General features: G+C 74.4%; 13 protein-coding genes. 5 read left to right on the top strand and 8 right to left on the bottom strand.

Annotated features, from left to right (window positions below; translation table 11 throughout):
* The first annotated feature begins 46 nt into the window (after window positions 1-46).
* Window positions 47-460, top strand: coding sequence for a VOC family protein (locus tag AB0C73_RS18470; protein WP_362530865.1), 414 nt, complete (start codon window positions 47-49; stop codon window positions 458-460).
* Between the two features lie 131 nt (window positions 461-591).
* Here the strand turns inward: AB0C73_RS18470 and nirD are convergent, their stop codons facing one another.
* From nirD to AB0C73_RS18455, 3 genes are read right to left on the bottom strand one after another with little or no spacing between them, the layout of a single operon-like run.
* Complete coding sequence (gene nirD, locus AB0C73_RS18465) at window positions 592-957, bottom strand: nitrite reductase small subunit NirD (protein WP_362530863.1); 366 nt, start codon at window positions 955-957, stop codon at window positions 592-594.
* Window positions 954-3,503, bottom strand: coding sequence for a nitrite reductase large subunit NirB (gene nirB / locus AB0C73_RS18460; protein WP_362530861.1), 2,550 nt, complete (start codon window positions 3,501-3,503; stop codon window positions 954-956). Before nirB ends, nirD begins: the two co-directional genes overlap by 4 nt.
* On the bottom strand, window positions 3,500-5,002 hold the full coding sequence (locus tag AB0C73_RS18455; RefSeq protein WP_362530858.1) for an FAD-dependent oxidoreductase: 1,503 nt from the start codon (window positions 5,000-5,002) through the stop codon (window positions 3,500-3,502). Before AB0C73_RS18455 ends, nirB begins: the two co-directional genes overlap by 4 nt.
* Window positions 5,003-5,215: 213 nt before the next feature.
* Here AB0C73_RS18455 and AB0C73_RS18450 point away from each other — a divergent pair, with 213 nt between their 5' ends.
* Window positions 5,216-6,007 (top strand): TSUP family transporter, encoded by a 792-nt coding sequence (locus tag AB0C73_RS18450; RefSeq protein ID WP_362530855.1) that lies wholly within the window; start codon window positions 5,216-5,218, stop codon window positions 6,005-6,007.
* Between the two features lie 37 nt (window positions 6,008-6,044).
* Here AB0C73_RS18450 and AB0C73_RS18445 read toward each other — a convergent pair whose 3' ends face one another.
* Window positions 6,045-6,668, bottom strand: coding sequence for a class F sortase (locus AB0C73_RS18445; RefSeq protein ID WP_362530852.1), 624 nt, complete (start codon window positions 6,666-6,668; stop codon window positions 6,045-6,047).
* A 90-nt stretch (window positions 6,669-6,758) separates the two neighbouring features.
* Complete coding sequence (locus AB0C73_RS18440; RefSeq protein WP_362530850.1) at window positions 6,759-7,322, bottom strand: hypothetical protein; 564 nt, start codon at window positions 7,320-7,322, stop codon at window positions 6,759-6,761.
* Window positions 7,323-7,619: 297 nt separating this feature from the next.
* Between AB0C73_RS18440 and cutA the strand changes: the two genes are divergently transcribed.
* The gene (gene cutA, locus AB0C73_RS18435; protein ID WP_362530847.1) at window positions 7,620-7,937 is read left to right on the top strand and encodes a divalent-cation tolerance protein CutA; all 318 of its coding nucleotides are present in this window, start codon (window positions 7,620-7,622) and stop codon (window positions 7,935-7,937) included.
* On the top strand, window positions 7,934-8,338 hold the full coding sequence (locus AB0C73_RS18430; protein ID WP_362530844.1) for a gamma-glutamylcyclotransferase family protein: 405 nt from the start codon (window positions 7,934-7,936) through the stop codon (window positions 8,336-8,338). Before cutA ends, AB0C73_RS18430 begins: the two co-directional genes overlap by 4 nt.
* Window positions 8,339-8,418: 80 nt before the next feature.
* Here AB0C73_RS18430 and AB0C73_RS18425 read toward each other — a convergent pair whose 3' ends face one another.
* The 3 genes from AB0C73_RS18425 to AB0C73_RS18415 form a co-directional block, all read right to left on the bottom strand.
* Window positions 8,419-10,590 carry a molybdopterin oxidoreductase family protein gene (locus tag AB0C73_RS18425; protein ID WP_362530841.1) on the bottom strand — a complete coding sequence of 724 codons (2,172 nt, stop codon included), beginning with the start codon at window positions 10,588-10,590 and terminating at the stop codon, window positions 8,419-8,421.
* A gap of 237 nt (window positions 10,591-10,827) precedes the next feature.
* Window positions 10,828-11,517, bottom strand: coding sequence for an ElyC/SanA/YdcF family protein (locus AB0C73_RS18420; RefSeq protein ID WP_362530838.1), 690 nt, complete (start codon window positions 11,515-11,517; stop codon window positions 10,828-10,830).
* A gap of 46 nt (window positions 11,518-11,563) precedes the next feature.
* Window positions 11,564-12,298 carry an aquaporin gene (locus tag AB0C73_RS18415; RefSeq protein ID WP_362530835.1) on the bottom strand — a complete coding sequence of 245 codons (735 nt, stop codon included), beginning with the start codon at window positions 12,296-12,298 and terminating at the stop codon, window positions 11,564-11,566.
* Between the two features lie 75 nt (window positions 12,299-12,373).
* On the opposite strand from AB0C73_RS18415, the gene AB0C73_RS18410 reads away from it, so the two are divergent.
* A complete protein-coding gene (locus AB0C73_RS18410; protein WP_362530833.1) occupies window positions 12,374-13,078 on the top strand; it encodes a hypothetical protein in 705 nt (234 codons plus the stop codon).
* The last annotated feature ends 321 nt before the right edge of the window (window positions 13,079-13,399 follow it).

Raw genomic sequence — 13,399 nt, 5'->3', positions numbered from 1 at the left:
CTCGAAAGCGCCGACACGGCTCCGACGGAAGAAGAGAGTGGACACCATGGCCCCGCAGATGATCTTCGTGAACCTGCCGGTGAAGGACCTGGACGCGAGCAAGGCCTTCTACGAGCAGCTCGGCTACACCATCAACCCGCAGTTCACCGACGAGACCGCCGCCTGCGTGGTCATCAGCGACACGATCTTCGCGATGCTGCTGACCGAGGAGAAGTTCCTCGGCTTCGCCGCGCCGGGCAAGGTGATCTCCGACGCGACGAAGGCGACCGAGGTGATGTGCGCGCTGAGCGCCGAGAGCCGCGAGAAGGTCGACGAGCTGGCGGACAAGGCCCTCGCGGCGGGCGGCAGCCCGGCGCAGCAGCCGATCGACATGGGCTTCATGTACGGGCGCTCGTTCTCCGACCTCGACGGGCACCACTGGGAGGTCGTGTGGATGGACCCGGCGGCCGTCCAGGGCTGAACCGGAACACGGTACGGAGCGGCGGGCCGGCCGGGCGGAGCGACCTCCGCCCGAAGCCGCGCCCGCCCCGGCCGTACGGTCAGGCCCGCCGTACGGTCAGGTTCGTACGTGCGGCCAGGCTCGCCGTACGGTCAGGTCGTCCGTACCGGATACACCGCCACCGCCACCTCGTCGTCGTCCAGGCACCGGCCCGTCTCCAGGTCGAAGCGCTGCTTCAGGAGCGGCGAGGCCACGAAGGCCCGCCCGCCCGCCGAGCCGATCAGGCCGCGGGAGAGCACCTGGGCGCCCGTGAAGGGATCGCGGTTGTCGATCGCGTACGTCCGGCCCGCGCGGTCCCGGAAGACCGCGGCCTGCCGGCCGTCCGGCAGCAGCGCCGCCATGCCCCGGCCCGGGGTCAGCCGGGCCTCCTCGCAGACCGTCATCCAGGTCTCCGCGTCGGGGGAGAGTTCGAGGATCGCCGTCGTCGCTGTCGTCGCCGTCGTCGTCATCGTCGTCATCGGGAGGTGGCTCCTTCCAGGGTGCCGATCGTCAGGATGGTCAGGTCCGGCTTGATCTGGTCGCGCTCCGGCACGAACTTCACCGTCGGGTCCGGCGTCTCCGGCGCGTTCACGAAGGAGACGAAGCGCCGCAGCCGCTCCGGGTCGTCCAGGGTCTGCGCCCACTCGTCCTGGTAGCCGGCGACATGCGCCGCCATCAGCGCCTCCAGCTCCTCGCACAGGCCGAGCGAGTCGTGCACGACGACGTCCTTGAGGTGGTCGAGGCCGCCCTCCAGGCGCTCCAGCCACACCGACGTGCGCTCCAGGCGGTCCGCGGTGCGGATGTAGAACATCAGGAACCGGTCGATCAGCCGGATCAGTTCGGCGTCCGACAGGTCCTGGGCGAGCAGATCCGCGTGGCGCGGGGTCGCGCCGCCGTTGCCGCCCACGTACAGGTTCCAGCCGCTCGCGGTCGCGATGATCCCGAAGTCCTTCGACTGGGCCTCCGCGCACTCGCGGGCACAGCCCGAGACCGCCGACTTGAGCTTGTGCGGCGCCCGCAGGCCCCGGTAGCGCAGTTCGAGCAGGATCGCCATCTTCACCGAGTCCTGCACGCCGTACCGGCACCAGGTCTGCCCCACACAGGACTTCACCGTGCGCAGCGCCTTGCCGTACGCGTGCCCCGACTCGAAACCGGCGTCGACGAGCCGGGTCCAGATCGAGGGCAGCTGGTCGACCCGGGCGCCGAAGAGGTCGATCCGCTGGCCGCCGGTGATCTTCGTGTAGAGGCCGAAGTCGCGGGCCACCTCGCCGATCACGATCAGCTTCTCGGGCGTGATCTCGCCGCCGGGAATGCGCGGCACGACCGAATAGGAGCCGTTGCGCTGCATGTTGGCGAGGAAGTGGTCGTTGGTGTCCTGGAGCGCGGCCTGCTCGCCGTCCAGGATGTATCCGCCCACGCCGATCGTCGGGGCGAGCGAGGCCAGGATGGAGCCGACGGTCGGCTTGCACACCTCGCAGCCCTCGCCGCCCTTCGCCTCCTCCCGCCCGTGCGAGTCGAGCAGCGCGGCGAAGGAGGTCACGCGCAGAGTGCGGGCGATCTCGTAGAGCTCGCTGCGGGTGTACGAGAAGCAGCCGCAGAGCCCTTTGTCGGCGGCGGCCGGCAGCAGCTTCTCGATCACCTTCACGCAACTGCCGCAGCCCGTACCGGCCTTGGTGCACTTCTTCACCTCGGGGAGGGTCGTGCACTGGCTGATCGTGTGCTTGGTGACGTTGTGGCAGGAGCAGATGACGGCGTCGTCGGGGAGCGCGGAGGGGCCGAGCGCGACCGGCGCGCCGACGCCCGCGGGGAGGACGAGCTGCTCGGGGGAGACCGGCGGCTTCGAGCCGGTGAGCGGGCGCAGCATGCCGTACGCCTCGGCGTCGCCGACCAGGACGCCGCCGAGCAGCACGCCCTCGCCGTCCACCACGAGCTTCTTGTAGATCCCGGAGCGCGAGTCGGAGTAGACCACGTCCAGGCAGCCCTCGGCGGTGCCGTGCGCGTCGCCGAACGAGGCCACGTCCACGCCGAGCAGCTTCAGCTTGGTCGACAGATCGGCGCCGGTGAAGCCCTTGGTGCTCTCCTCGGCGATCGTCGCGGCCGCGGTCAGCGCCATCTCGTAGCCGGGTGCGACCAGGCCGTACACCCGCCCGTCGGACGCGAGCGCGCACTCGCCGATCGCGAACACGGCGGGGTCGGAGGTCCGGCACAGCTCGTCCACGGCGATGCCGCCGCGCTCGCCGACGTCCAGGCCGCAGTCCCGGGCGAGCTGGTCGCGGGGGCGGACGCCCGCCGAGAACACCACCATCTCGGTGGCGAGTTCGGAGCCGTCCGACAGGCGCATGGCCGTGACCGCGCCGTCCTCGGTGACGACCTCCTGGGTGCCGGTCCCGGTGTGGACGGTCAGGCCCATCTGCTCGATGGTGCGCAGCAGCGCCGCGCCGCCGCCCTCGTCGACCTGCACCGGCATCAGGCGCGGCGCGAACTCCACGATGTGGGTGTCGAGCCCGAGGCCCTTGAGCGCGCCGGCCGCCTCCAGGCCGAGCAGGCCGCCGCCGACCACCGCGCCGGTCGTCCGCCCCTTCGCGTACTCCTCGATGGCGAGGAGGTCCTCGATCGTGCGGTAGACGAAGCAGCCGCGGGCGTCCTTGCCGGGCACGGGCGGCACGAAGGGGTACGAGCCGGTGGCCAGGACGAGCGTGTCGTACGCGACGACCCGCCCGGAGCCGGTGGTGACCGTGCGGGCGGCGCGGTCCACGGCGGTGACGGGCTCGTCGGTGTGCAGCTCGATGCCGTGCTCGGCGAGGAAGCCCTCGGGGAGCAGGGACAGCTCGTCGGGGGTGCGGCCGGAGAAGTACGAGGTCAGCTGGACGCGGTCGTAGGCGGGGCGGGGCTCCTCGCAGAGCACCACGACCCGGGCCCGCGCGGTGACGCCCTGCTCCGCGAGCGCCTCCAGGAACCGCTGGCCGACCATGCCGTGGCCGACCAGGACGATGGTGGGGGTGGTCGGGGTGGTCGGGGTCGTCATGAGGAGCCTCCGTCGTGGGTGAGCAGGTGCAGCAGGGGGGCGTCGGGCAGGGCCTCGTCGCCCTCCCAGGCCCGGGCGAGCGTCCCGACGGCCCCCAGGTCGCCGAGCAGGACCCCGCCCACGAGCCGGTCGCCACGGACGACGACCTTCCGGTAGGCCCCGCGGGTCGCGTCGGTGAGCCGTACGACGTCGTCGCCGGGCAGCGGGGTGGCCTCGCCGAACGCGGCGAGATCGAGCGGCTGGGCGCCGCCGAGGGTGAGCCGGGTGAGGGCGCGGGTGCCGGTGTAACGGGGGAGGGGGCGCGTGCCCGGCTCCGCCGGGGTGGGCTCCGGGGTGGAGCCCGAGGCCGCCGGGGCGGGCTCCGTGCCGGCGCCCGGGGCCGCCGGTTCGGGCCTGGGCCCGGAGGCCGGGGCCTGCGGCGCGGGCGCAGCGGCCTCGTGGTGCGGGTCGGTGCGGGGGGCGGAGGCGCCGCCCAGGGCGCCGTCCCGTGTGGCCCACCCTCCCCCTAGGGCTTCGCCCTGGGGGGACCCCCACGCCCTGCGGGACGATTGCCCACACGGGGCGGCTTCGGTGTCGGGCCCGGAGGCGCCGCCCACGGCGAGGGCCGCCGCCTCCGCGGCCAGCAGCTCCGCCAGGACGTCCGCCTGGTCCAGGGCCGGGCCCGCGAGGCCGTAGACGCGGCCGGCGTGTTCCGCGCAGTCGCCGATCGCGTGGATGGACGGGTCGGAGGTGCGCAGTTCGTCGTCGATCACGACGCCCGTGCGGACGTCGAGGCCCGCCTCGCGGGCCAGGGCCACGCGGGGGCGTACCCCGCACGCCAGGACCACGATCTGCGCGTCGAGGACGAAGCCGTCGGCGAGTTCGACCGCGGTGACCGCGCCGTCCCGCTGCCGAAGACCGCTGACGCGGCACTCGGTGTGCACCTCGACGCCGAGTTCGGTGAGGTGGGTGTGGAGCAGGGCGGAGGCCTCGTCGTCGAGCTGGCGTTCCATCAGGCGCTCGCCCTGCTGGGTGAGCATCACCTCCGCGCCGCCCGCCGCGAGCGCCCGGGCCGCCGAGACGCCGAGGAGCCCGCCGCCGACCACGACCGCCCGCACCCCCGGCCGGACCCGCTCGCGCAGCGCCAGACAGTCGTCGAGCGTGCGGAACGGATGCACCCCGGAGGGCAGCCGGGCCCCGCGCAGTCCGCGCAGCGGCGGCAGTACGGGGGCCGCGCCGGTCGCGAGGACCAGCCGGTCGTACGGGACGAGCGAGCCGTCCGCGCACTCGACCGTGCGGGCCGCGCGGTCGATCCGCACCGCCCGCGTGCCGAGCCGGGCCGGCTCCCGCGCCGCGGGCAGGGCGATGACCTCGGGGCCGTACCGCCCGGCGAGGACGTCCGCGAGCAGCAGCCGGTTGTACGGCGCGTGCGACTCCTCGCCGAGCAGGGTGACCGGCAGGCGCTGGGCGAGCCGGGCGCCCGCCGTTCCGCCCCCGACCACCACGATCCGTGTACTCATACCCGGAAGCGTGCGGGGCGGGTGTTACCCGGCGGGTTCCCGGCTGTTTCCCGTACGGAACGCTGATCTCACGGCGGGGGCGGGGCGCTGTGAGGCGGCAGGGGGCACGTATACGAGCCGGAACCCCCGACGTGGCCGCCACGGGCTCCGGTCCGGCTCACGTGGCCAGGGATCGATGGCCGACACACCTATCGGGCGCATAGGATCGCGCCCGTGCCTCCTGACATATCCCTGACCACACTCGTCCTGCTCTGCCTCGCGGCGCTGGCCGCCGGCTGGATCGACGCCGTGGTCGGGGGCGGCGGGCTGCTGCAGCTGCCCGCGCTGCTGCTCGGCCTGCCGCACGTGCCGGCCGCGCAGATCCTCGGCACCAACAAGGCCGTGTCGATCGTGGGCACCTCCGGCGCAGCCCTCACCTATCTCCGCAGGACGCCGGTGAAGGTCGGCATGGCGGTACGGATCGGGCTCGCCGCCCTCGCCGGGTCGATGGGCGGCGCCTTCTTCGCGGCCGGGATCAGCAGCGAGGTGCTGCGGCCGGTGATCATGATCGTGCTGCTCGGCGTCGCCGCGTTCGTGATGCTGCGCCCGTCCTTCGGCAGCCGTACCGCGGACGAGGCCGACCGGCTCCCGCTCACCCGCGCCCGGATCGTCACCGCGATCGTCGTGGTCGGCGGCGGCATCGGCTTCTACGACGGCCTGTTCGGGCCCGGCACCGGCACCTTCCTGGTGCTCGCCCTGACCGCCGTGCTCCACCTCGACCTGGTGACGGCCTCCGCCACCTCGAAGATCGTCAACGCCTGCACGAACCTCGGCGCGCTCGCGATGTTCGCCTACCAGGGGCATGTGATGTGGCTGCTCGCCGCGGTCATGGCGGTGTTCAACCTGGCGGGTGGCCTGCTGGGTGCGCGGATGGCGCTGCGGAAGGGCTCGGAGTTCGTCCGCGGGGTGCTGCTCGTGGTCGTCTTCTCGCTGGTCGCGAAGCTCGCCTTCGACCAGTGGGTGTAAGACCCGTGGGTGTGAGGGGAGGCGGTCGGGGCGGGTCTCAGGGCCGTACGCCGATGAGGTGGCCGAACGCGACCACGTTGCCCTGGTAGCCGCCCGCCTTCTTCGAGAAGCCGCCGCCGCAGGTGATCACCCGGATCTCGGCCCGGTCCGCCTCGCCGTACACCTTGGCGTCCGGGAAGCCGTCCTTCTCGTAGACCTCGATCGCGTCGATCGTGAAGACGGCGGTCCGGCCGTCCTGCCGGTCCACCTCGATCCGGTGCCCCTTCTTCAGCGCGCCGAGCGCGTAGAAGACGGCCGGGCCCTGCGCGTTGTCGACATGGCCGGCGACGATCGCGGTGCCCTTGGCGCCGGGCCGGGTGCCGTCCTCGTACCAGCCGGCCAGATTGCGGTCGGCGGCCGGCGGCACCTCCAGGGCGCCGTCCGGGCCGAGGCCCAGGCCGGTCAGGGGCGCGTCGACGTCGATCTCGGGGATCCGCAGCCGGAGCGGGGACGAGGGCGGCAGCGGGTCGGCGGCGGCGTCGGTGTGCACGCTCGGACCGGCGGCGAAGGCCTGCGCGGCCGACGGCACCGGCGGGGTGACCTCGCCCGAGCCGTTGTGGATCATCCACAGCCCGACGCAGGCGGCGACGGCTATCCCCCAGCCCTTGCTGCGGTTGCTCACCTGGGCGGCCTCCACTTTCTTCCGGATGGTCCTGCCCCCGCCGGGCCGTCAGCGGGCGCGCGGCGGGGGCAGGACGAGGGCGGTATCCGTTCAGCCTCCCTGCGCGCCGCTCGCCCGGCGGCGCAGGAGCCAGGTACCGCCGACGGCGGCCGCGGCCAGCACCGCCACGCCCGCCGTGACCTGGGCGGTGTCGGGGCCCACGCTGCCGCCGACACCGGTCTGCACATGGCCGCTGGGGGTCTTGTGCTTGACGAAGAGATCGCCGCGGGCCGTCTTGCCGTTGTCGCAGGCCACGCTGATGCCGTACGTGCCCGACGTGACGTGGTGCGGCACCGTGAACTGTCCGACCACGACCTCCTTGTGCGTGCTCGGGTTGAGCTGGAACTCGCCCGCGCCGAGCGAGTTCGCGTCGCCCACCCCGTGCCCGTGCGAGCCGCAGGCGAGGGTGTTGACGGTGACGGTGGTGCCCGGGTCGGCGGAGGAGGGGAAGATCTCCAGCGTCTGCGAGCCGCTGCTGTGCTGCCAGTCACTGTTGTTGTCGTGTCCGTCGTTGTTCGCGTACGCCAGGGGCGCGGCGAACGCGCCGAGCGCGAGGACCGTCAGCGCGGTGCCGGTCAGCAGGGGGCGGGGGAGGGGGACAGGGGTGCGGCGCATGGGGGCCTCCGTGGCGCGCGGACGTTCGTACGGAAAGGGGCTTCCGTAGGTCCGAGATAAATGCGTGGACGCGTCAGGCGCCTGCTGATGGAGGATCAGAATGCGGCCGTTCAGGTGCGGCGTGTCGCTGGAAATCTTGTGTTCGTGCAGGTGGGGGCGGGTTTCGTGGCGTCAGCTGACGGTCCGTGCCGAACGGGTGACCGGGCCCTTTGTCCACAGGGACGTCGACGGGGACGGCGGTTCGCTGTCGGGGCTCCGCGCCGTCGCCGCCGCCGCACCCTGCCGTACGGTGGGCGGGTGATCCTCACCGTTCTCACCACCACCGACGCGCGCGACAAGGCCGAGGTCCTGGCGCGCGGGGCCGTCGAGGCGCGGGTGGCCGCGTGCGCGCAGGTCGTCGGGCCGGTCACCTCCGTCTACCACTGGAAGCGGGCGGTCGAGACCGCCGAGGAGTGGCAGGTGCTGTTCAAGACCACCGACGCGCGGTACGGCGACCTGGAGGCACATCTGCGCGCCGCGCACGACTACGAGACGCCCGAGATCCTGGCCACCCCGGTGGCCCGGGTGAGCGCCGAGTACGCGCGGTGGGTCGAGCAGGAGACCGCCGCCCCGTGAGCGCGCCCGCGTCCGGCGTGGCACCTGAGCTGCCGTTCTTCGTGTACGGGACGCTGCGCCCGGGCGCGTACAACCACGACCGCTTCCTGCGCGGCCGGACCGGCGGTGAGGAGGACGCGGAGCTGCCGGGGGCCGTACTGCGGGACGGGCCCGGCTATCCGTACGCGGTCCCCGGCGAGGGGCGGGTCACCGGCACCCTGGTGACCGCCGCGCCCGGCGCGTACGGCGAACTCCTCGGCGTACTGGACCTGGTGGAGCTGCCGGCCGGGTACGAGCGGGCGGCGCGCGAGGTCGTACGGGCGCGGGACGGGGCGCGCGTGACCGCCTGGGTGTACCTGGCGGCCCCCGGCGCGCCCCTCGGCCCGGTCATCGCGAGCGGCGACTGGTTCAGGCGCCCGTAAGGCGAAGGGCGCAAGGCGCAAAGGCGCAAAGGCGCAAGGGCGTCAGGCGCAAGGGTGTCAGGCGTACGGCGTACAACGCGTCAGGCGGCCGCGGGCTCCCCGAGGGCGGCCGTGCCGTCCCCGGCGCCGACGGCCCCAAGGGCGCCGACGGCCTCAAGACGCACCGCGCACACCTTGAACTCGGGCATCTTCGACACCGGGTCGAGCGCCGGATTCGTCAGGGAGTTCGCGCGGCCCTCGCCCGGCCAGTGGAAGGGCATGAAGACCGTGTCCGGGCGGATCGCGGCGGTGATCCGGGCCGGTGCCACCGCCCGCCCGCGCCGCGAGACCACCGCGACGGGCTCGCCCTCCGCGACCCCGATCCGCTCGGCGAGCCGCGGGTGCAGCTCCACGAACGGGCCGGGCGCGGCGGCGTTCAGCTCGTCGACGCGCCGGGTCTGGGCGCCCGACTGGTACTGGGCGACGACCCGGCCGGTGGTCAGCACGACCGGGTAGTCGGCGTCCGTCTCCTCCGCCGCCGCGCGGTGCACCACGGGCACGAAGCGGGCCCGCCCGTCCGGGGTGGCGAACCGGTCGAGGAAGAGCCGGGGCGTGCCCGCGTGCGGCGGCTCGCCCGGCCCGTTCTCCGGGCACGGCCAGTACACGCCCTGCTCCTCCTCGATCCGGCGGTAGCTGATGCCGGAGTAGTCCGCAGGGCCGCCCGCCGAGGCGCGCCGCAGCTCGGCGAAGACCTCCTCGGGGTCGGCCGGGAAGCCCTTCTCCCGGCCGAGCAGCGCCGCGAGCCCGTGCAGCACCTCCAGGTCGCTGCGGACCCCCGGCGGCGGGGTGAGGGCCCGGCGGCGCAGCAGCACCCTGCCCTCCAGGTTGGTGGTGGTGCCGGTCTCCTCGGCCCACTGGGTGACGGGCAGCACGACATCGGCGAGCGCCGCGGTCTCGGAGAGGACGACGTCGGCGACGGCGAGGAAGTCCAGGGCGCGGATCCGGTCCTCGATGTGCGCGGCGCGCGGGGCGGAGACGACCGGGTTGGACCCCATGAGGAGGAGGGCCTTCACGTCCTGGCCGAGGGCGTCGAGGAGTTCGTACGCGCTCCGTCCCGGGCCGGGCAGTGACTCCGGCGGGACGCCCCACACCCCGGCGACGTGTTCGCGGGCCGCCGGGTCGTCGAGCTTGCGGTAGCCGGGCAGCTGGTCGGCCTTCTGGCCGTGCTCGCGGCCGCCCTGGCCGTTGCCCTGGCCGGTGAGGCAGCCGTAACCGCTGTACGGGCGGCCCGCCTTGCCGGTGGCCAGGCACAGGTTGATCCAGGCGCCGACGGTGTCGGTGCCCTTGGACTGCTGCTCGGGGCCGCGCGCGGTGAGCACCATGCCGCTGCCGGCCTCGGTGAACATCCGTACGGCTTCGCGCAGTCGGGGCACCGGCACGCCGGTGATCCGCTCCACCTGCTCGGGCCAGTGGGACATCGCCCCGGCCCGCGCGTCCGCCCAGCCCTCCGTGCGCGCCGCCACGAACTCCTCGTCGACCCGCCCCTCGGCGACGACCAGGTGCAGCATGCCGAGGGCGAGCGCCAGGTCGGTGCCGGGGCGCGGCGCGAGATGCAGGTCGGCCTGTTCGGCGGTACGGGTGCGGCGCGGGTCGATGACGATCAGCTTCCCCCCGTTGGCCTTCAGCTCGGTGAGGTAGCGCAGCGCGGGCGGCATGGTCTCGGCGAGGTTGGAGCCGACGAGGATCACGCAGCCGGTCTTCGGGATGTCCTCCAGGGGGAACGGCAGCCCGCGGTCGAGGCCGAAGGCCCGCTGGTGGGCGGCGGCCGCGGAGGACATGCAGAAGCGCCCGTTGTAGTCGATCTGCGAGGTGCCGAGGACGACGCGGGCGAACTTGCCGAGCGCGTACGCCTTCTCGTTGGTGAGACCGCCGCCGCCGAAGACCCCCACGGCGTCGGCACCGTGGTCGGCGCGGGTCCTGTTCAGCCCCTCGGCGACGGCGGCCAGGGCCTCCTCCCAGGTCGCGGGCTCCAGCGCCCCCGTGTCAGGGCAGCGGACCAGGGGCTCGGTGAGCCGGACCCGGGAGGAGAGCACGGCGGGCGCGGTGCGGCCCTTGCCGCACAGCGCGCCCCGGTTCACGGGGAAGTCCGGCCGGTCGACCACCTCGGCGGGCAGCGCGCCCGCGGCGGTGGGCCGCAGGTTCATGCCGCACTGCAGGGCGCAGTAGGGGCAGTGCGTGGGGACGGCGGCGATGGCGGTGCTGACCTCGGACATGGTCCGAGGATGGGTCGGGAGTGTTACGGGCATGCTCGCGCCGGATTACGGGCGGGGTGCGGTGCGCTCCCGGGCGCGGGGCCGGGCGGGTGAGGCGCGGGCCGTACGGGCGAGGCCCGGGCCTCGGGCCGTCGGTCCGTCCGTCAGGAGGCCGGCCATCCGCCCTCCGCCGGGCCCCGGGCCCCGGACCGGCCGCCGGAGGCCGGCCGTCCGTACGGGCGAGGCAGGCCCCGTCGGTCAGCCGTCCGTACGCGGCGCGGCCAGCGCCTTCGTCACGCCGTCCTCCCGCTCGCCGAGGAAGTGCGGGTCGGGCCGCAGCGCCGCGTCGAGCGCGGCCTTGCCGGCGGCGGCGAGCTCGCGGGTGGTGCCGTAGTACCAGGTGGCGTCCTTCGGCTCGCCGACCCCGACGCCGTACGACTCCACGCCCGCCGCCCCGCACAGCGCGACCGCCCGCTTGATGTGGAAGTCCTGGGTGACCAGGACCGCCCGGTCGACGCCGAAGATCTTCTTGGCGCGGACGCAGGAGTCCCAGGTGTCGAAGCCCGCGTAGTCGCTGACGACCCTGTCGTCCGGGACGCCGCGCTCGGCCAGGTACGCGCGCATGGCGCTCGGCTCGTCGTACTCGGTGCGGCTGTTGTCGCCGGTGACGAGGAGGACCTTGACCTTGCCGGCCCGGTAGAGCTCGGCGGCGGTGTCGAGGCGGTGGGCGAGGTACGGGGTGGGGCGGCCGTTCCACAGTCCGGCGCCGAACACCACGGCCACGTCCTGCGCGGGCACGTCGGCGGTGGTGTGCAGCCGGTCCTCGGTCGTGACCCGCATCCAGGTGGCGGGCGCGAGGGCGAGCACCGCCCCGAGCATGAGGGCCTGGACGGCGCGGCGGCGCCCCCGGGTGGTGCGGGGGAGGCGGGGCAGGCGTACGCCGCGCATCGGGTGGACCTCCGGGGTCGTGGTGGTCGTGGTCAGGAAGAAGGGGTCACTCCGTCCGACGCGATTCGGCGGGCTTCGGTTCGCTCGCGGCGCGGTCCGTTCCGTACAGCAGTACGGAGACGCCCATGCCGAGCAGCATCCCGAGGAGCTGGGCCGCGGCGAAGGCGGGCACGGAGCCGGGGGCGATACCGGTGAAGGAGTCGGAGAAGGCGCGGCCGACGGTGGCCGCCGGATTGGCGAAGGAGCCTGAGGAGGTGAACCAGATGGCGGCGCCGATGTACCCGGCGACGGCGACCGGCGCGAGCGAGGGGCGCCCGATGCGGCGCAGGCCCTGGACGACGAGGACGAGTCCTGCGGTCGCGACGGCCTCGCCGAGGAGGAGGTGGAGCTCGGCGCGCCGGGCCGTGGCGAGTCCGGCGCCGGGCGCGCGGCCGAACATCGCCTCGGCGAGCAGCGCGCCCGCCACGGCGCCGCCGAGCTGCGCGGCGATGTAGGCGAGGGCCTCGCGGCCGCCGTTCCTGTGGTCCCGGGTGCGCCTGGTCCACCACTCGGAGAGGGTGACGACCGGGTTGAGGTGGGCGCCGGAGAGCGGGCCGATGAGCGCGATGAGCAGGCCGAGGCCGATCGCGGAGGCGGCGGCGTTGGCGATCAGCCGGACCCCGATGTCCTGGCTGAGGGCGTCGGCGCGGAGACCGGAGCCGACGATCACGGCGACGAGCGCGGCGGTGCCGGTGAACTCGGCGAGGGCGCGTCGGGGGAGCGACGCGGGGGACATTCTCATAGCGGAAAAGATATTCCGTGATTCGGAACGAAAAAAGGGGGGAGGGGAGGGGTGCGGAGTCCGTACGATCCGCCGGTGACGATCACCGAAGCCGAGCTCCTCGCCCACGCCGTCCGCAACAACGCCGACTGGTGCGCCGTCATGTGCCGCGCCCACGGCCTGACCGGCACCTTCGGCCCCCGGGCCTGGACCAGCCCGCGCCGTGCGCCGCTCTACTACCCGGACGCCGTGACCCTCGCCGAGGACGCGACCGCCGCGGACGTCCTGACCGGCGTCGACCGTGCCGCGCCCGGCGCCTCCGTCAAGGACAGCTACGCCCGGCTCGACCTGGCCGCCGAGGGCCTCCGCCTCCTCTTCGACGCCCAGTGGATCCACCGCCCGGCCCCGGCGGCCCGTCCGGCCGCCGAGGGCTGGCGCCCGGTCCGTACCGCCGCCGAACTCGCCGCGTGGTCCCTGGCCTGGAGCGACGGTGACCCCGACGAGGCCGCCCTTTTCCGCCCGGACCTCCTCGCCGACTCGACGACCACGATCCTCGCGGGGTACGCCGCCGACGGCCGCGTCCTCGGCGGCGCCGTCCTCACCGAGTCCGCCGGTGTCACCGGCGTCTCCAACCTCTTCACGACGGACGGCCTCCCCGCCTCCTACGCCTGGACGGGCGCCCTCGCCCACGCCACCCCTGGCCTCCCGGTCGTCGGCTACGAGTCGGGCGACGACCTGGACGCGGCCCTCGCGGCGGGCTTCGAGACGCTCGGCCCGCTGTGGGTCTGGCTCGACGCATAGCGGGTGAGACGGGGCGGCCCAGGGCCTCCGGCCGGCCCGGGGGAGGGCCTCGCGCCGTGCGCGGGCCGGCCCGCGGCAGGCGCGGCAGGCGCGGTGGGCGCGGCCGGCCGGCCTCCAGTGCCCACCCGGCCGTAGCGCGCTGCGCGCGGGCCGGTGGGCCAAGGGCCCGCCGGGCCTGCGCCCGTTGATCCGGCCACGCACGGGCGTCCAGCGGTCGCAGCCGGGCGCGCCTGCTCTGGGCCGTCCGTTGGGCGCCGTGCAGCCGCTCGGGCCGGCCCTGCCTGCGGCGGGCCGCGAGTCGCACCCGCCTCGCCTTCTTCT

The organism is Streptomyces sp. NPDC048623 (assembly GCF_040650755.1).
Taxonomy (GTDB): Bacteria; Actinomycetota; Actinomycetes; order Streptomycetales; family Streptomycetaceae; genus Streptomyces.
Note: the sequence above shows the minus strand (reverse complement) of the source record. Positions and strands in the feature narration are given on the sequence as shown.

Excerpts from the sequence above, each read along its gene's own strand:
- AB0C73_RS18470 (WP_362530865.1), top strand. The coding sequence starts at position 47 with ATGGCCCCGCAGATGATCTTCGTGAACCTGCCGGTGAAGGACCTGGAC.
- nirD (WP_362530863.1), bottom strand. The coding sequence starts at position 957 with ATGACGACGATGACGACGACGGCGACGACAGCGACGACGGCGATCCTC.
- nirB (WP_362530861.1), bottom strand. The coding sequence starts at position 3,503 with ATGACGACCCCGACCACCCCGACCACCCCCACCATCGTCCTGGTCGGC.
- AB0C73_RS18455 (WP_362530858.1), bottom strand. The coding sequence starts at position 5,002 with ATGAGTACACGGATCGTGGTGGTCGGGGGCGGAACGGCGGGCGCCCGG.
- AB0C73_RS18440 (WP_362530850.1), bottom strand. The coding sequence starts at position 7,322 with ATGCGCCGCACCCCTGTCCCCCTCCCCCGCCCCCTGCTGACCGGCACC.
- AB0C73_RS18425 (WP_362530841.1), bottom strand. The coding sequence starts at position 10,590 with ATGTCCGAGGTCAGCACCGCCATCGCCGCCGTCCCCACGCACTGCCCC.
- AB0C73_RS18420 (WP_362530838.1), bottom strand. The coding sequence starts at position 11,517 with ATGCGCGGCGTACGCCTGCCCCGCCTCCCCCGCACCACCCGGGGGCGC.
- AB0C73_RS18415 (WP_362530835.1), bottom strand. The coding sequence starts at position 12,298 with ATGAGAATGTCCCCCGCGTCGCTCCCCCGACGCGCCCTCGCCGAGTTC.